The 18,028-nt window shown below is 54.3% G+C and carries 16 protein-coding genes and 1 tRNA gene; 10 read left to right on the top strand and 7 right to left on the bottom strand.

The features are described 5' to 3' along the window. Positions 1 to 26 precede the first annotated feature (26 nt). Entirely contained in the window at positions 27 to 1,268 is a 1,242-nt protein-coding gene (locus QLG21_RS13765; protein ID WP_282484614.1) for a multifunctional CCA addition/repair protein, read from the top strand. Between the two features lie 13 nt (positions 1,269 to 1,281). Here QLG21_RS13765 and bacA read toward each other — a convergent pair whose 3' ends face one another. After that, positions 1,282 to 2,103 (bottom strand): undecaprenyl-diphosphate phosphatase, encoded by an 822-nt coding sequence (gene bacA / locus QLG21_RS13760; RefSeq protein ID WP_282484613.1) that lies wholly within the window; start codon positions 2,101 to 2,103, stop codon positions 1,282 to 1,284. A 105-nt stretch (positions 2,104 to 2,208) separates the two neighbouring features. Continuing rightward, entirely contained in the window at positions 2,209 to 2,577 is a 369-nt protein-coding gene (gene folB, locus QLG21_RS13755; RefSeq protein WP_282484612.1) for a bifunctional dihydroneopterin aldolase/7,8-dihydroneopterin epimerase, read from the bottom strand. A gap of 107 nt (positions 2,578 to 2,684) precedes the next feature. Between folB and plsY the strand changes: the two genes are divergently transcribed. Next, positions 2,685 to 3,311 (top strand): glycerol-3-phosphate 1-O-acyltransferase PlsY, encoded by a 627-nt coding sequence (plsY, locus tag QLG21_RS13750; RefSeq protein WP_006178600.1) that lies wholly within the window; start codon positions 2,685 to 2,687, stop codon positions 3,309 to 3,311. Here the strand turns inward: plsY and tsaD are convergent, their stop codons facing one another. Then, positions 3,312 to 4,325, bottom strand: coding sequence for a tRNA (adenosine(37)-N6)-threonylcarbamoyltransferase complex transferase subunit TsaD (tsaD, locus tag QLG21_RS13745; protein WP_042322033.1), 1,014 nt, complete (start codon positions 4,323 to 4,325; stop codon positions 3,312 to 3,314). A 236-nt stretch (positions 4,326 to 4,561) separates the two neighbouring features. Here tsaD and rpsU point away from each other — a divergent pair, with 236 nt between their 5' ends. The 3 genes from rpsU (at position 4,562) to rpoD (ending at position 8,765) form a co-directional block, all read left to right on the top strand. Then, positions 4,562 to 4,777, top strand: coding sequence for a 30S ribosomal protein S21 (gene rpsU / locus QLG21_RS13740; protein WP_001144069.1), 216 nt, complete (start codon positions 4,562 to 4,564; stop codon positions 4,775 to 4,777). A 114-nt stretch (positions 4,778 to 4,891) separates the two neighbouring features. Next, entirely contained in the window at positions 4,892 to 6,637 is a 1,746-nt protein-coding gene (gene dnaG / locus QLG21_RS13735; RefSeq protein ID WP_101736951.1) for a DNA primase, read from the top strand. Positions 6,638 to 6,920: 283 nt separating this feature from the next. Further along, the gene (gene rpoD / locus QLG21_RS13730) at positions 6,921 to 8,765 is read left to right on the top strand and encodes an RNA polymerase sigma factor RpoD (RefSeq protein ID WP_137903660.1); all 1,845 of its coding nucleotides are present in this window, start codon (positions 6,921 to 6,923) and stop codon (positions 8,763 to 8,765) included. Between the two features lie 86 nt (positions 8,766 to 8,851). On the opposite strand, the gene mug is transcribed toward rpoD, so the two are convergent. Beyond that, positions 8,852 to 9,358, bottom strand: a complete 507-nt coding sequence (mug, locus tag QLG21_RS13725; protein ID WP_058610735.1) for a G/U mismatch-specific DNA glycosylase — start codon at positions 9,356 to 9,358, stop codon at positions 8,852 to 8,854. Between the two features lie 125 nt (positions 9,359 to 9,483). Between mug and QLG21_RS13720 the strand changes: the two genes are divergently transcribed. The 4 genes from QLG21_RS13720 (at position 9,484) to QLG21_RS13705 (ending at position 13,157) form a co-directional block, all read left to right on the top strand. Beyond that, a tRNA-Ile gene (locus tag QLG21_RS13720) sits at positions 9,484 to 9,559 on the top strand. Positions 9,560 to 9,786: 227 nt separating this feature from the next. After that, complete coding sequence (locus QLG21_RS13715) at positions 9,787 to 10,359, top strand: serine acetyltransferase (protein WP_137903661.1); 573 nt, start codon at positions 9,787 to 9,789, stop codon at positions 10,357 to 10,359. Between the two features lie 478 nt (positions 10,360 to 10,837). Beyond that, positions 10,838 to 11,686: a benzoate transporter gene (locus tag QLG21_RS13710; protein ID WP_348994644.1), complete on the top strand. Its 849-nt coding sequence runs from the start codon at positions 10,838 to 10,840 to the stop codon at positions 11,684 to 11,686. Positions 11,687 to 11,987: 301 nt separating this feature from the next. Next, a complete protein-coding gene (locus QLG21_RS13705) occupies positions 11,988 to 13,157 on the top strand; it encodes a DNA repair protein (protein ID WP_282484611.1) in 1,170 nt (389 codons plus the stop codon). Here the strand turns inward: QLG21_RS13705 and QLG21_RS13700 are convergent, their stop codons facing one another. Beyond that, complete coding sequence (locus tag QLG21_RS13700; RefSeq protein ID WP_282484610.1) at positions 13,158 to 13,922, bottom strand: siderophore-interacting protein; 765 nt, start codon at positions 13,920 to 13,922, stop codon at positions 13,158 to 13,160. A 145-nt stretch (positions 13,923 to 14,067) separates the two neighbouring features. Between QLG21_RS13700 and QLG21_RS13695 the strand changes: the two genes are divergently transcribed. Beyond that, the gene (locus QLG21_RS13695; protein WP_202561243.1) at positions 14,068 to 14,559 is read left to right on the top strand and encodes a PadR family transcriptional regulator; all 492 of its coding nucleotides are present in this window, start codon (positions 14,068 to 14,070) and stop codon (positions 14,557 to 14,559) included. On the opposite strand, the gene QLG21_RS13690 is transcribed toward QLG21_RS13695, so the two are convergent. Continuing rightward, positions 14,556 to 16,115 carry a methyl-accepting chemotaxis protein gene (locus tag QLG21_RS13690; protein ID WP_282484609.1) on the bottom strand — a complete coding sequence of 520 codons (1,560 nt, stop codon included), beginning with the start codon at positions 16,113 to 16,115 and terminating at the stop codon, positions 14,556 to 14,558. The two genes, QLG21_RS13695 and QLG21_RS13690, sit on opposite strands and share 4 nt — an antisense overlap. Before the next feature lie 326 nt (positions 16,116 to 16,441). Continuing rightward, positions 16,442 to 17,962, bottom strand: a complete 1,521-nt coding sequence (locus tag QLG21_RS13685; RefSeq protein WP_282484608.1) for a PAS domain-containing methyl-accepting chemotaxis protein — start codon at positions 17,960 to 17,962, stop codon at positions 16,442 to 16,444. Between the last annotated feature and the right edge of the window lie 66 nt (positions 17,963 to 18,028).

The following is an 18,028-nucleotide window of genomic DNA, read 5'->3' as shown; positions in this document are numbered from 1 at the left end:
CGAAAAGAAAAAACGGGAGTGTGGCTGTGAAGAGTTATCTGGTCGGTGGTGCGGTTCGTGATGCGTTATTAGGTCTGCCGGTCAAAGATAAAGACTGGGTTGTGGTCGGCGCCACGCCAGAAGAGATGCTCGACGCGGGCTACCAGCAGGTAGGCCGCGATTTTCCCGTGTTCCTCCATCCGAAAAGCCGTGAAGAGTACGCTCTGGCGCGAACGGAGCGAAAATCCGGCGCGGGCTATACCGGCTTCACCTGCTATGCCGCCCCGGACGTGACCCTGGAGCAGGATTTACTGCGCCGCGACCTCACCGTTAACGCCCTGGCACAGGACGAGCACGGCCAGATCATCGACGTTTACGGCGGCCAAAACGATCTCCGCGATAGGCTCTTGCGCCACGTTTCTCCCGCATTTTCTGAAGATCCGCTGCGCGTACTGCGCGTGGCGCGTTTCGCTGCCCGCTATGCTCACCTGAGCTTCCGCATTGCCGATGAAACGCTGGCGCTGATGACCGCCATGACCGAGGCGGGCGAACTGGCGCACCTGACGCCGGAACGCGTCTGGAAAGAGACTGAAAACGCGCTCACCACCCGCAACCCGCAGGTCTTTTTCCAGGTCCTGCGCGACTGTGGTGCCCTGAAGGTGCTGTTCCCGGAAATCGATGCGCTGTTTGGCGTTCCGGCGCCGGCGAAGTGGCACCCGGAAATAGATACCGGCGTGCATACCCTGATGACGTTAAGCATGGCCGCCATGCTCAGCCCGGAGGTTGATGTCCGTTTCTCGACCCTGTGTCACGATCTCGGCAAGGGGCTGACGCCGAAAGCGTTGTGGCCGCGCCACCACGGACACGGCCCGGCGGGGGTGAAGCTGGTTGAAGGGCTTTGCCAGCGTCTGCGCGTGCCTAACGACATCCGCGACCTGGCGAAACTGGTGGCGGAGTTCCACGACCTGATCCACACCTTCCCGATCCTGAAGCCAGCCACCATCGTTAAGCTGTTCGACAACATTGACGCCTGGCGCAAACCGCAGCGCGTTGAGCAGATTGCTCTCACCAGCGAGGCCGACGTGCGCGGGCGTACCGGGTTTGAAGCCAGCGATTATCCGCAGGGGCGCCTGCTGCGCGAAGCCTGGAACGTGGCGAAAGCGGTGCCGACGAAAGAGGTGGTTGAGGCAGGATTTACCGGCCCGGCTATCCGGGAAGAGCTGACGAAACGGCGGATTGAGGCGGTTGCGGCCTGGAAGGAAACGCGTTGCCCTCAGCCAAAGGACTGAGGGCGGTCGGTCATCAGAAGAAGACCACGTACACGGCAGCTGCGACGATAAAGCGGTAGATCGCGAACGGAATGAACGAGATACGCTTAATCAGCTGCAGGAAGGTTTTAATCGCAATCAGCGCCACGATAAAGGCGGTGATAAAGCCTACGGCAAACATCGGGATGTCGCCGGTAGTCAGGAAGCCGATGCTTTTATAGAGGTCCAGCGCGGTGGCGCCCATCATCATCGGGACCGCCAGCAGGAAAGAGAACTCTGACGCCGCATAGCGGCTCACGCCCATCAGCATCCCGCCGGAAATGGTCGCCCCTGAACGGGAGAAGCCCGGCCACAGCGCCAGACACTGGAAGCAGCCAATGATAAACGCCTGACGATAGGTCATGTCATCCAGACCTTCCGCACGCGGGGTTTTAGGTTTGAGCAGTTCCGCCGCAATCAGCAGGACGCCACCAACCACCAGGGCGTACATCACGTTGATGGGATTAAACAGCGACTTGATGGTATCGTGGAATATCAGCCCCAGCACCACTGCCGGGATCATCCCGAGCAGGATATGAATCAGCGTCAGACGGCCTTTGCCCTCGCCTTCGCGCTGCGGCAGACGGCCAAAGTGGATGCCAATCAGGCCAAACAGACGACGCCAGAACATCACCACCACGGCCAGGATTGAACCGAACTGGATCACCACTTCGAATGTCTTTGCGGTATCCCCCTCAAAGCCCAGCAGATGGCCCACAATAATCATATGGCCCGTACTGGAAACCGGCAAAAACTCCGTCAATCCCTCGACCACACCCAGTATTGCCGCCACCAGCAGCGAGTGCATATCGCTCATCTATAAACCCCTAAAAAGATATAAAAAAACGGTCGCTACAAAGGCTCCCGTGAAAGATACAGCTTTAAGACCTGTATAACCGAAAATGGTTTAGCGATTATGACGTTAAATCATTCCTTTCAGATTTTTGCCACGCTCGATAATCACGCCCACGTTGGCGGCGCGCGCCACGGCGCCGGGTTTGCTCAGCTTGATGCGCACCCACGGTGAATTAAACTTGCTCAACAGCAGCTCCGCAACCTCTTCCGCCACGCGTTCAACCAGTGCAAAACGTTGCCCTTCTACGTGGCTCACGACGGTTTCGCTGATGTCGGCATAGCTTAAACAGTCATTCACGTCGTCGCTTTTTGCCGACACGCGGTTATCCCAGCCCATTTCGATATCGAACACTAATTTCTGTTCTATGGTCTGTTCCCAGTCGTAAACACCAATAGTGGTGATTACCGAAAGTTGCTCTATAAATACAATATCCATCACGACCTGCCTGCTTTTTGGCTAAACCGGATACCACTTCCGGCGAATTATGCGTATTATCCACAGATGCTGAGAATACAGATACATTTTCAAAACGGAACAGCGTTATGAGTGCAATCGCGCCTGGAATGATCCTCCTCGCCTACCTTTGCGGCTCAATCTCCAGCGCCATTCTGGTCTGCCGCATTGCCGGGTTACCTGACCCGCGCGAAAGCGGCTCCGGGAATCCCGGGGCGACCAATGTACTACGAATTGGCGGCAAGGGAGCAGCCGTAGCGGTTTTGATTTTTGATGTTCTGAAAGGGATGCTTCCCGTCTGGGGCGCGTATGCGCTGGGCGTCACGCCGTTCTGGCTGGGGCTTATTGCCATTGCCGCCTGCGTTGGCCATATCTGGCCGGTATTCTTCGGCTTTAAAGGCGGTAAAGGCGTCGCGACCGCCTTCGGTGCCATCGCGCCGATCGGCTGGGATCTCACTGGCGTAATGGCCGGGACCTGGCTGCTGACGATTTTACTGAGCGGCTATTCGTCTCTGGGCGCCATTGTCAGCGCGCTTATCGCGCCGTTCTATGTCTGGTGGTTTAAACCGCAGTTCACCTTCCCGGTTTCGATGCTCTCCTGCCTGATTCTGCTGCGTCATCACGACAACATTCAACGCCTGTGGCGTCGCCAGGAGACCAAAATCTGGACGAAGCTGAAGAGAAAGAAAAAAGAGCCGAAAAACGGCTCCTCCTGATTACGCCTCCGGCAGTTCAGCCAGCGGCCAGCGTGGACGCACGGAAACGCTGAGATCGGATGTCGCGCCGGCATTGAGCCGCACCATACCCGCGTAGGCGATCATCGCCCCGTTGTCGGTACAAAATTCCGGACGGGCGTAAAACACTTCACCGCGACGCTTTTGCATCATCTCGGCCAGCTTCGCGCGCAGCGTACGGTTGGCGCTAACGCCCCCGGCCATTACCAGGCGCTTAAAGCCAGTCTGATCCAGCGCGCGCTTGCATTTGATCATCAGCGTATCGACGACTGCATCTTCAAATGCCCGGGCGATATCCGCGCGGGTCTGTTCATCATTATCGTTGTTGCGAATGGTGTTGGCGGCAAAGGTCTTCAGACCGGAGAAGCTGAAGTCCAGGCCCGGACGATCGGTCATCGGGCGAGGGAAGACGAAACGGCCTTCCGTCCCCTGCGCGGCCATTTTCGACAGCATCGGGCCGCCAGGATAATCCAGCCCCAGGAGCTTGGCGGTTTTGTCGAAGGCTTCACCGGCTGCGTCGTCAATCGATTCGCCCAGCAGTTCATACTTGCCAATGCCCGTCACGCTAATCAGCTGCGTGTGGCCGCCAGAAACCAGCAGCGCCACAAACGGGAACGCCGGCGGATTGTCTTCCAGCATCGGTGCCAGAAGGTGCCCTTCCATATGGTGAACTGGGATCGCCGGAACATCCCACGCAAACGCCAGAGAACGCCCGACGGTTGCACCAACCAGCAGTGCGCCGACAAGGCCAGGACCTGCGGTATACGCCACGGCATCGATATCTGTTGAGCTCAGCCCGGCCTCTTTCAACGCCGCCTGAATTAAAGGGACGGTTTTACGCACATGGTCACGAGAGGCCAGTTCAGGCACGACACCGCCGTAGTCAGCGTGCAGTTTCACTTGACTATACAGTTGGTTGGCCAGCAGCCCTTTTTCGTTGTCGTAAATGGCGATGCCGGTTTCATCGCAGGATGTTTCAATACCCAGTACACGCATGACTTGTTTTACCTCGCTTCAGTACCGCGCAGTGTAGAGCCTGGGCGGGTTGATGTAAAACTTTGTTCGATCCAGGAGAAAGGCTCGTGTATACTCCTCACCCTTATTAAAGTCCCTTTCAAAATCGCTTCGGTGCTTTACAAAGCAGCAGCATTTGCAGTAAAATTCCGCACCATTTTGAAATAAGCTGGCGCTGATGCCAGCGGCAAACCGAATTTATTAAAGGTGAGAGTTACATGCCGGTAATTAAAGTACGTGAAAACGAGCCGTTCGACGTAGCACTGCGTCGCTTCAAACGTTCATGCGAGAAAGCAGGTGTTCTGGCTGAAGTTCGTCGTCGTGAGTTCTATGAAAAACCAACGACTGAACGTAAGCGCGCTAAAGCTTCTGCAGTGAAACGTCACGCGAAGAAACTGGCTCGCGAAAACGCACGCCGTACTCGTCTGTACTAATCTGTTGAGGGCGCACGCTCTCAGCTGACAGACAGAGTAATAGTCGTAAGGCCGTGCTTCCGGAAGGAATGCGCGGCTTGTTTTCGTTTATAAGTCGCTAAACTATTGGGGCCTATGGCTGGACGAATCCCACGCGTTTTTATCAATGACCTGCTGGCCAGAACCGACATCGTCGATCTCATCGACGCGCGGGTAAAGCTCAAAAAGCAGGGCAAGAACTACCATGCGTGCTGTCCGTTCCATAACGAAAAAACCCCCTCTTTCACCGTAAACGGTGAAAAACAGTTTTACCACTGCTTCGGCTGTGGCGCCCACGGTAACGCGGTCGATTTTTTGATGAACTACGACAAGCTCGAGTTCGTTGAAACGGTCGAAGAGCTGGCGGCGATGCACAACCTTGAAGTGCCGTATGAAGCAGGCAGCGGACCCAGCCAGATAGAGCGCCATCAACGGCAAACGCTTTATCAGCTGATGGACGGCCTGAATGCATTCTATCAACAGTCTCTTAAGCACTCTGCGGCTGAGCCTGCGCGTCAGTATCTGAACGCGCGCGGACTGAGTGACGATGTGATTGCGCGTTTCGCTATTGGTTACGCCCCGCCCGGCTGGGACAACGTGTTAAAGCGTTTTGGCGGCAATAGCGAAGATCGTAAGTCTCTCATCGATGCAGGCATGCTGGTCACCAACGACCAGGGACGAAGCTACGACCGCTTCCGTGAACGGGTCATGTTCCCGATCCGCGACAAGCGTGGCCGGGTCATTGGTTTTGGGGGTCGCGTGCTGGGCGATGCCCTGCCGAAGTACCTCAACTCCCCGGAAACCGATATTTTCCATAAAGGCCGCCAGCTTTACGGTCTTTATGAGGCGCAGCAGGAAAATGCGGAACCTCCGCGTCTTCTGGTCGTCGAAGGCTATATGGACGTCGTTGCCCTGGCGCAGTACGACATCAACTATGCCGTTGCGTCATTAGGCACGTCCACCACGGCCGATCATATTCAGCTGCTGTTCCGGGTGACGAATAACGTCATCTGCTGTTACGACGGTGACCGCGCAGGGCGCGATGCCGCCTGGCGTGCGCTGGAAACGGCGCTGCCTTACATGACCGACGGACGTCAGCTACGCTTTATGTTTCTGCCCGACGGTGAAGACCCGGATACGCTGGTGCGTAAAGAGGGTAAAGCGGCGTTTGAAGCGCGGATGGAGCAGGCTCAGCCGCTCTCCACGTTTTTGTTTAACAGCCTGATGCCGCAGGTGGATTTGAGTACCCCTGACGGGCGTGCGCAGCTCAGTACGCTGGCACTGCCGTTAATCAGTCAGGTGCCCGGCGAAACGCTGCGCATCTATCTGCGTCAGGAGTTAGGCAACAAGCTCGGCATTCTGGATGACAGTCAGCTTGAACGTTTAATGCCTAAACTTGCTGAAAACGGTGCGGCTCGTCCGGCGCCTCAGCTAAAACGCACAACCATGCGTATACTGATAGGATTGCTGGTTCAAAACCCAGAACTCGCGCCGCAAGTGCCGTCGCTGGCAGGTTTGAACCATGAGAAGCTGCCCGGGCTTGGGTTATTTTCAGAACTGGTCAACACGTGCTTGTCACAGCCAGGACTCACCACCGGACAGCTTCTAGAGCATTATCGCGGCACTAAAGAGGCCGCTACCCTTGAAAAACTGTCGATGTGGGACGATATAGCAGATAAGGACATTGCAGAAAAAACGTTCACCGACTCACTCAACCATATGTTTGATTCGATGCTTGAACTGCGCCAGGAAGAGTTGATTGCCCGCGAGCGCACGCACGGTTTAAGCAGCGAAGAACGCCGGGAACTCTGGATGATTAACCAGGAACTGGCGAAGAAATAGAAAAAATAAGTGAAAGACAAAATCATTCGCGTTGTATCAAGGCAGCAAGTGAACGAACCCCTGGGAGTATACATAAGTACATGACCAGGATGCGAGAACGCCGCTAACGCAGAGACAACGTGAAGGATGAAGAATTTAACGGCTTAAGTGCCGAATATCGATCGGGAAGCCCCCGGCAGCCGCACTGAGAGGCAGCGGCAAAAATATAAGTACGCCCTCGCTTTAAATGTTGGCAGCCCCATCGCCGACACCAATCAAACGAATTAAGTGTGGATACCGTCTTATGGAGCAAAACCCGCAGTCACAGCTGAAACTTCTTGTCCAACGCGGTAAGGAGCAAGGCTATCTGACCTATGCCGAGGTCAATGACCATCTGCCGGAAGATATCGTCGATTCAGATCAGATCGAAGACATCATCCAAATGATCAATGACATGGGCATTCAGGTGATGGAAGAAGCACCGGATGCCGATGATCTGTTGCTGGCTGAAACCTCCAACAACACTGACGAAGATGCCGAGGAAGCTGCTGCACAGGTACTGTCCAGCGTGGAATCTGAAATCGGGCGTACCACTGACCCGGTCCGCATGTATATGCGCGAAATGGGTACCGTTGAACTGTTGACCCGCGAAGGCGAAATCGACATCGCGAAACGCATTGAAGACGGGATCAACCAGGTTCAGTGCTCCGTTGCTGAATACCCGGAAGCGATCACCTATCTTCTGGAACAGTACGATCGCGTTGAAGCGGAAGAAGCGCGTCTGTCCGATCTCATCACCGGCTTCGTCGATCCGAACGCTGAAGAAGACATGGCGCCTACCGCCACGCACGTCGGGTCTGAACTGTCTCAGGAAGAGATGGATGACGACGAAGATGAAGATGAAGAAGAAGAAGACGACAGCAGCGATGACGATAACAGCATCGACCCTGAACTGGCGCGCGAGAAGTTTGGCGAACTGCGTACGCAGTACGAACTGGCCCGCGACACCATCAAGGCGAAAGGCCGCAGTCATGCTGCCGCTCAGGAACAGATCCTGAAGCTGTCTGAAGTGTTCAAGCAGTTCCGTCTGGTGCCTAAGCAGTTCGACTACCTGGTTAACAGCATGCGCGTGATGATGGATCGCGTACGTACCCAGGAACGCATCATCATGAAGCTGTGCGTCGAACAGTGCAAAATGCCGAAGAAGAACTTCATCACCCTGTTCACCGGCAACGAAACCAGCGAAACCTGGTTCAACGCCGCTATCGCAATGAACAAGCCGTGGTCTGAAAAACTGCACGACGTGAAAGACGATGTGCATCGCGGCCTGCAGAAACTGCAGCAGATTGAAGAAGAGACCGGCCTGACCATTGAGCAGGTAAAAGACATTAACCGTCGTATGTCCATCGGTGAAGCGAAAGCCCGCCGTGCGAAGAAAGAGATGGTTGAGGCGAACCTGCGTCTGGTTATCTCTATCGCCAAGAAATACACCAACCGCGGTCTGCAGTTCCTGGATCTGATTCAGGAAGGCAACATCGGTCTGATGAAAGCGGTAGATAAGTTTGAATACCGTCGTGGCTACAAGTTCTCCACCTACGCAACCTGGTGGATCCGTCAGGCAATCACCCGCTCTATCGCGGATCAGGCGCGCACCATCCGTATTCCGGTGCATATGATTGAGACCATTAACAAGCTCAACCGTATCTCCCGCCAGATGCTGCAAGAGATGGGCCGCGAGCCAACGCCGGAAGAGTTGGCTGAACGCATGCTGATGCCGGAAGACAAGATCCGTAAAGTGCTGAAGATCGCCAAAGAGCCTATCTCCATGGAAACGCCAATCGGCGACGATGAAGATTCGCATCTGGGTGATTTCATCGAGGATACCACCCTCGAGCTGCCGCTGGACTCTGCCACTACCGAGAGCCTGCGTGCTGCCACGCACGACGTGCTGGCTGGCCTGACAGCCCGTGAAGCTAAAGTCCTGCGTATGCGTTTCGGTATCGATATGAACACCGACCACACGCTGGAAGAAGTGGGTAAACAGTTTGACGTTACCCGTGAACGTATCCGTCAGATCGAAGCGAAAGCGTTGCGTAAACTGCGCCATCCAAGCCGCTCTGAAGTGCTGCGTAGCTTCCTGGACGATTAATCCAGTAACAGCAAAAAGCTCCCCATCGGGAGCTTTTTTTTTGGTTATCCTTCTCCCTCCTGGAGAGGGTCAAGCAGCAGAGGCCCCTATAGCCCCCGCACCATCAACGCCTCATCGAGTTCGCGGTACGCCTCTACCAGCTTATCCAGCGTCGCCCTGTTCAAGCCGCTCGGGTTTGGCAGCACCCACACCTGCGTTGCACCGATGCTAATGCTCTGCTTGCCCCACTGCGCTCCACGCTGGCTGAACGCCTGTTCATAGGCCTGCTTGCCGAGGATCGCCAGCGCTGCCGGCTGGTAGTCTTCTATTTTTTTGACAAGTTCACGCCCACCGCTGCGCAGTTCATGCAGGTTAACTTCACTCGCCTGCACCGTTGGGCGCTCAACCAGCATGGTGATCCCACAGCGCGTGTCCAGCAGATGTTGCTCCTCTTCAGGCTTAAGTAGCTTGTCGGTAAATCCCGCCTGATAGATCACCTTCCAGAAGCGATTTCCCGGATGGGCGAAGTGAAAACCGGTGTGCGCCGAGGACTTGCCCGGATTGATTCCGCAGAACACCACCCGCAGGCCCGGTGCCAGAATGTCGTTAATCATCTCTACTCCCAATCGATACATCGTTATAGAAGTATAAAGGATTGATTATGCGTTGTTTATAAAAACAGCAGGCAGGTGCGAATGGCTGGATTGCTGAAGGGAGTTACTTTATAATTCACCGCCACGGCCCCTTAGCTCAGTGGTTAGAGCAGGCGACTCATAATCGCTTGGTCGCTGGTTCAAGTCCAGCAGGGGCCACCAAATTTGAGTTTTAAAATCATATAATTAAGCCACTTTCAGCAAAGTGGCTTTTTTGTTTGTACGTTTAATGTCCCCTTTTTGTCCCCCCTCACTCCCCTTTCGTCCAGATACTGGCATTGTTTGCCGAGACTGGTTGTAAAAAAATAGATGTGATTAATGCTGTTACATCGTTGCCTTTCGCGTTATTTAGATTTAAATTCCCGCAGAAATACTAGGGATAGAAGACGATGGATAAAAATTTAAGATCGGAACATTTGCGCGAATGCTTGCGCCGTGAAGTCATGATGAATTCTAAGCCATTTACATGGTTCAGGGTGCTGCATAAAGCAATAAAATGCCCTGACCGCCGTTTTCACTTCTGGTGGCGTATCGCATCTTACTGGCATCACTCAGACAGCAAATTTCTAAGGGAACGTGCATTAAAGATAAACAAAAAGCTCATTTTTAAGTATGGCACGGATATACAACTGGGTGCGCACATTGGACCAGGCATGGTGATTTCCCACCATCAGGGGATAGTAGTGAACGGCTCCGCTGTCATCGGTCACTCTTTACGTATCAGGCAGAACACAACGATTGGCCTTACCGGCGCGAATGTGAATAAAGAGGCAATATCTATTGTTATTGGCGATAATGTCAGCATCGGCGCAGGTTCGTGCATTATTGCGGATAAGATTCGAATCGGTGATAACGTAGTGATTGGCGCTATGTCATTTGTGAATAAGGACATCCCCAGTGATGTAACGGTCTATAACGAAAAGACTCTACGTGTACTGTCCAACCAATCACATGCAGCCTGACCCTGTAAAATGCCCAGCAATTCCACGCCCGCAACCGGCATCGCCCGGCGGGTTATTCTTTGGCCGCTTCGCCACATAACGATGCGAAATGCGCATTTCATTTAATTACTAATAAGGCATACATTAAGGTGTATATATACTGCTCTCAGTAAAACGCGTGATCATTGGTTAATACATTAATTCTCCCGAATATCGTGTTTACGAAATAATCAGTGATTATTCATTTGGCCTGGATACATCCTATGATGTTGGTTACTAAAGGGTGACTTAGTCATGGCAAAAATGGTGGAAAAAGAATAACCATTAGCGAGCTAATACTCTTTACGTCACTGATTATTAAGTCTCTCAAGTGAGCGGTAATTTGCATTTGTAGGGATATCTCGTTTTTGTTCCCTCGGGCTCGCAACATCGGCTACAATGTGCCTCCTCCTCTGGCCACAAAGAGTGTGGAATCAGCGCTGAGCACAAGGAATGCACTATGATTTATGACTGCTTTTTATATTATGACGAAGACATGATGCTGGATATTCGCCTGAACACTCTGGCCGGTGTTGTGGATCGCTTTGTCATTGTCGAATCATCTCATACTTTCACAGGCAAGCCTAAGAGCCTGAATTTCGATATAACGAAGTATGAAAAGTTTAAAGACAAAATCATCTACGTGCCCTTCCATGATCGTCCAATCCTTAAGGAAGGGTCAGCAGATGAATATGATGCCTGGGCAAATGAAGCCGCCACACGCAACGCCATCATGCGTGGTCTGGAAAACGCTAAAGACGACGATATTATTCTGGTTTCAGATGTGGATGAGATTTTCAGGCCTGACGTTGTCACGAGTATCAACCCAAAGCATCTGTGTACGATTTTGCATATGCCGTTCTATAACTATCAGTTTAACCTCCAGGTATTTAATATGGATGGGTCTGAACGTCAGTGCAAAGCGCCACGTGCAACAACGTTGCGAAACTTAAAAGGCTACTTCAACAGCGAGCCAGAAGTTTTCCGTAACATCAAAAAATCAGCGTTGCGCAAAGATTTCCTTTCTAAAACATGGTTTAAGTTGCGCAGTAAAATCGTGAAGAACTCCGGCTGGCATTTCTCCTGGATAATGACGCCTGAACGTATTTCAGAGAAGATGTCATCTATTTCTCATACCGAATATGACCTGCCGCATCTTAATAACAAAGATCACATTATCAGTGCGCTCACCAATTCAAAAGACATCTGGAACCGCGAGCGCGTGATGAAGAAGCAGGAACTCAGCAAAGATAAATTCCCCGCCTATCTGGTCGACAACGCGGAGAAGTACAAAGACTTCATTCTGTAAGCTTCTCATCAAACGAGCCGAATACGAGTGTATCCGGCTCGTTGGCATCTGCCCGGCCAAAATCGTTTGGTTCTTCAGCGCAAAAACGGCCAGATCGCTTACTCCTTCAGCCCACCACCCTCTTACGTCGCGGGCGGGTTCAGCATCACGCTGGTTACCTGAAGATTTTACCTGCCTCACACCAGGCAAAAACTAAAGAAATCCCCCGTCGCGCCGATCATCATCCGTGTGTATTATTTCCTGTAGCGTTTACCACAACTAACCTTAACTCAAATACTTAAGCGCCAAAGCGAAAGGCATCATGAGCACACCGATCAAACGGCTAGAAATCATTAAAAATGCCATTGAACTGGAAGATGACGACATTATCCAGAGCCAGCTGACACGCCTGAAAAAAGAAGCGTTTGACGAGGGGCTGCAGGCGATCGTCGTGGCGCTTGAACAGAAGAACTACACCGACGCCATGGCGGCCATCACTGCCTGGCTGCAAAGCCAGCGGGCCATCACGCAGTGGCGGGATCCGCAGGTGGCAGCCAGCAGGCTGGAGCTGAAGGCGCTGGAAGAGCGCCTGCGGGATCTGATCGACCGCCGCAACGCGCGCGTTCAGCAACTTGATGAGTTCAACGATCTCTATTTCTCCCGGCTCGGCCCGCTAATGCAGCAGATCCTTGCCCTGCGCAAAACGCTGGCGGAGCTGAACCTACGTCGTCAGCAGGCGGAAGCCCGCCGTCGCGAAGAGGATTATCGCCGCTGCCAGCGCTACATGGCGCAGGCGGTGGAGGTGCTGACCACACTCACGCAACGCTGGCGCGAGCTGCCCGCGGACTCTGTGCAGGCTGCCGAGGCCCGTAAGCATCTGCAGCAGCAAAGCGATCTGATTGCGAATCTGCTGGCCGAAGCGCGCGAGCTGGAGAGCGGCCTTACGCGTGAAGAAGAGCCGGCACGTCAGGCGCGCGACGAGGCAAATGATGAGTATGAGAAGTATCGCGAGCAGCATCACGATGCGGAGATACGTCTGCGCAAAGGAAAAGCGCTCTCTGAAGAGGATCGGAACGAACTGAAGCGGCTCTGGCGTCAGGCGAGCAAACTGTGCCACCCGGACCTCGTCGCGGATGATTTAAAAGAAGAAGCCAACACCATGATGGTGCAGCTCAACCAGGCCAAACAGCGTGGCGACGTTAAGGCGATCCGTTCACTGGTGGCGCGTCTGCAGCAGGGCTTTGAACCGCTGATGGCGAGCGACAGGCTGAACGATCTGGAGCGTATCCGCAAAAAAATGGCGCAGGTTCGCGAGCAAATCGACACCTTAGTGAACGAGCTGGCAGAGCTTGAGAAAGAAGAGTCCTGGCTGCTGGTCTCGTCGCTGAACAACATGGAAGCCTATTTTGCGCAGCAGGAGAAAGCGCTGCACGACGTCCGCGCTTCGCTCGAACATCAGGTAAGCGAAGCGCAGATGGATTCAGCCGCGTAGCTATTTGGCGTGCCAGTATGCGCTGGCACGCACCAGCTGCTGATCAATTGCGTCGGTCTCAAAGCGACGGCTCAGGTTTTTCACCACCTTCCCTTCCCCCGTCAGCCAGATGAAGTAATCTTCCGCCGGAACAGTCAGCGCGGCCAGTTGGTCTGCCACCACCTGTTCGCTATGGCCCACAATCCAGGTAATGTTGAATCCGCTCAGGTGCGCGAGATAAGTCTTGTAAGACGCATCGCCGACGGTCACCACCGCATGGATCTCCGGGCGAACCTTCAGGCTGGCGATAGCCTCTAAACGACGGCGCAGTGCGGGCATCCCGGACTCATCGCACACGTAAAGCTGCCAGGCGTAATCTTCCGGCACCACCAGCGAACCGCGCGGGCCGCCGATCGTCAGCTTATCGCCCACTTTCGCTTCCAGCGCCCAGCGGCTGGCAACCCCGCCGTCGTGGACAAAGAAATCAAGCACCAGCTCGTTGTGTTCCGCGTCAAACAGCGGGGTATAGTCACGCGCCTGCGGGCGGACGCCCTTTCCCCAGTCGATGCCTTCCTCGGTCACGACGGGCGGAACGAAAGTCGTGCCCGGCGCCGGGAAAAAGACTTTGGTATGGTCGTCAAAGCCCCGTGAGCTAAAGCCCTCCAGCGCTTCTCCGCCTAAAACAATGCGCTGAAAGCCAGCATTGACGCGCTCGACGCGGAGCACGTCCAGCTCGCGAAAACGCAGGTCATTACGAACACGTTGCGGGTAACGAGGTGATGTCATGGTTATGCCCTCTCAGATGAATACGATATATCTAAATAAATTTTAAATGATAATGATTTCTAATTAGCAAGAATGCAAGATCTTTTAGATTGCATCTAAACATATCTACGATATAGTTTAGATATATCTTTTAGAGAGACATGACATGCGACATGAACATGAGGGCGGCCGCCGACCGCGTTTTTTTGGACACGGCGATCTGCGGCTGGTGATCCTGGATATCCTGACGCGCAATGCGAGCCACGGTTACGAGTTGATCAAAGCGATCGAAAACCTGACTCAGGGGAACTACACCCCTAGTCCGGGTGTGATCTACCCGACCCTGGATTATCTGCAGGATCAGACCTTTATCACCATTACGGAAGAAGAGAGTGGCCGCAAGAAAATAGCGATCACCGTGGCCGGACAGCACTGGCTGGATGAAAACCGGGAACAGCTGGAACAGATTCAGGTGCGTATCAAAGCGCGCAGCGTCGGCTTCCAGCTGCGTAAAAACCCGCAGATGAAGCGGGCGCTGGATAACTTCAAAGCGGTATTAGACCTGAAGGTTAATCAGGGAGAGCTCAGCGACGCGCAGCTTAAGCAGATCATCGGCGTGATCGACCGCGCGGCGCTGGAGATCTCCCAGCTGGATTAAGCCAGCGCGTGCTCGCTCACGCGGAACACTTTTACCAGCTCTTTCAGGTGCATCGCCTGATCGTTCAGCGATGCCGCTGCAGCTACAGATTCCTCCACCAGGGCTGAGTTCTGCTGCGTGGTGGCATCAATCAGGCCAATCGCGCTGTTAATCTGCGAGATCCCTTCCGTCTGCTCATGGCTCGCCTGGCGAATTTCGCGCAGGATCACGTCCATCTCTTCCACGTTGCCAACCATCCCGTTGATTAGCCCGCTGGCTTTTTCGACCAGGTTCATTCCGTCCTGCGTCTGGCTGGAGGAGCTTTCAATCAGCTGGCGGATTTCACTGGCTGAAGAGGCGCTTTTTTGCGCCAGCTGGCGCACTTCACCGGCGACAACCGCGAATCCACGGCCATGCTCACCCGCACGCGCCGCCTCTACCGCCGCGTTCAGCGCCAGAATGTTGGTCTGGAAAGCAATGGCGTCGATTAGGTCGATAATGTCGGACATCCGGTTAGATGTTTCGTTAATCAGGCGCATTTTGCTGGTCACCTGCTTCATCATTTCACCGTTATTTTTCACCACCGCAGCCGCATCGGCGGAGAGGTTGGTGGCTTCCCCGGTGTGGGAAGCGGTGTTTTTGACCGTCGCGGTGATCTGCTCCATCGACGCCGCCGTCTGTTCAACGGAACTTGCCTGCTCTTCCGTGCGCGCGGCCAGATCCTGGTTACCCGCCACAATTTGCGCGGCCGCGCTGGAGATATTTTCCGACCCGGTCTGCACCTGCTGCACAATCTCCAGCAGGCGAGTTTTCATCTCCATCAGCGCAGAGAGCAACAGGCCCGTTTCATCTTTCCCATGGGAGGCGATGCTGCCGGTCAGATCGCCGTCGGCAATGGCTTCGGCAAAGCTCACCGCCTCGCCCAGCGGACGAGTAATCGAGCGCACAATAAACCAGCCAATCAGGCTCCCCACCACCACGCTAAAGAGCGTGATAAGGATCAGCACCAGCCGGTTGGTGCGAAAATCACCGTCCACCTGCGCGCCTGCGTTTTGCATCTCCGCGTCCTGAACCGCAATCAACTCCTGCACTTTCGCTTTGTAGTCCTGCTGCAGGCTAAGCGTGGTGGTCATCATCTCCTGAATAGCCCCAGGACGATCGTTGTTTTGCACCGCCTGTAAAATACGGTAACGCGAGTCCAGGTACTGCTGGCGGACGTCGCGAATATCCGACAGAACCTGCTGAGATTTTTTATCCTGCAGGTCGGTGTTCAGCTCACCCAGGATGACGGTGATACGTTCGCTGATGGCCTTCAAACGCTGCTGTGACTGGGCGGTATAACTCCCCTGCTCATCCAGCAGCATGAGTTGCTGAGTGCTAACAAATTCCTGGAAGTTGTCGATGAGCTGGTTCGCTTTTATCGTGGTGGGATAATCATGGGAAAGGATTGTTTGCATTCCGTGATTGGCCCGATTCAGGCTCATCAGGGACAAACTCGCGCTGACCACCATCAGTACAATAAAGAAGCCAAACGCCAGAAATAATTTCGTGCCGATCTTTACGTCATGTAAGTACATATTTACTCCATCGATGTGATTATTTCTCAGACGATCGCTGTTATCGGTAACTGACGCGCTAACTTTATGACTTTGATCGTTTTTTTATTTCATAACCTCCACAATGGATAGGCACAGGCTATTAATTTCGCCCCATCGATCGTTATGCGGCCGCTTATGAGGGGATTGATGAAATAGCGTAGGGGAAAACCGACTTAGGCAGGAACAAATAACTGAGGCGTTTCTTTAGTTATTTAATATTATATTAACAATAAACCACATGAATAATCACAAAAAAAGCCGCTTATTCCTGAACGAATAAACGGCTTTACGGGAACATGCCGAAATCAGTGCAGCACCGTGACCGCATCTTCAAGCCGTCCGGCACGATGCTTCACCATGGCGGAGATGTGCGCACTCTCTTCCACCAGATCGGCGTTTTTCTGCGTGATGCTGTCCAGCTCCTCAACGGCGCGAGTCAGCTCAGACAAACCGGTCGCCTGTTCTGACGTTGAGTGGCTGATCTGGGCGATGAGCCGGGTGACGTTTTTCACCTGCTCGACGATATCATCCATCGTCCGGCCCGCGGCATGAACCTGATCGGAGCCGGACTGCACCTTGCTGGCGCTGGCATCAATCAACTTGCGGATATCATTGGCGGCGTTCGCGCTGCGGCTGGCGAGATGGCGCACTTCACCGGCCACCACCGCAAATCCTTTGCCCTGCTCGCCCGCCCTCGCCGCTTCTACCGCCGCGTTCAGCGCCAGGATATTGGTCTGGAACGCGATATCGTTGATAAGCGTGGTAATGGAGCCGATTCGCTGCGTGCTGTCGGCAATGTCGTCCATGGTTTTCACCACGGTTTGCATCGCGTGCCCGCCTTCAGACGCCGCACTGCTGGCGGCGACGGAGAGTTTGTCCACTTCGGCTGCGGTCTCGGAGTTACTTTGCACCGACGCTGCCATCTGGTTCATGGTCGCCACGGTTTGCTGCACGTTGGAGACGGTCTGGCGCGTGCGGTCGTTCAAATCTTCATTGCCCTGCGCCAGTCGGTCACTGCCGTCGCGTACGCTCACCACCTGGCTTGAAACGTCATTGATCAGCCAGCGGCACATCAGCCCCAGTTGCCCGACCGCGCGCAGCGTCAGCCCCAGCTCGTCGCTCCGGTTCAGGTGCTGCACGCTGTTACGTTCTCCGGTCGCCACTTTCAGCGCCTGACGCGCCACGTTCTTCACCGGGCGGACGATCTGCTGTTCAAATAACGCCGTGCCCACCAGCATGACAACGGCACTCGCGGCAAGCGATACCCAGCCCGCAGACGTTACGAAAAGCGTTGCGGCTAACAGTGCAAACAGGATGGCCATGACGCCGCGTACGCGCCAGCGCAGCGGCATCGCGGGCATCTTCCCGAGCCAGCCTTTGCGCACCACCAGTCCCTTATGGATACGCTTGTTGCAGCGGCCTTCATTCAGCGCCTTATAGAGCGGCTCAACCGCCGCGATCTCCTCCGCCGTCGCCCGGGTACGGATCGACATATAGCCGGTCATCTGCCCCTGACGGACCATCGGCACGGCGTTCGCCCGCACCCAGTAGTGGTCGCCGTTCTTGCGGCGGTTTTTGACGATCCCGCTCCACGGCTCGCCTTTTTGCAGGGTGTACCACATATCGGCAAACGCCGCTTTGGGCATATCCGGATGGCGTACAAGATTGTGCGGCTGCCCGATCAGCTCCTGAAGCGAATACCCACTGACCTGTACGAAAGTGTCGTTAGTGTGAGTCATATAGCTGTGGAGGTCGGTCGTCGACATGAGCGTGGTGTCGTCGTCCAGAGGGTATTCGTTCTGGGTGACGCTGGATGGAGAGGACATAATGAGCATCCCTTGCAGGTTATTTGAATGTTAATTTTGTGGTTTATTGTTTTTTCGGCGGTTAAG

It is taken from the genome of Enterobacter sp. V87_3, from assembly GCF_029967835.1.
GTDB classification, from domain to species: Bacteria; Pseudomonadota; Gammaproteobacteria; order Enterobacterales; family Enterobacteriaceae; genus Enterobacter; species Enterobacter cancerogenus.
Note: the sequence above shows the minus strand (reverse complement) of the source record. Positions and strands in the feature narration are given on the sequence as shown.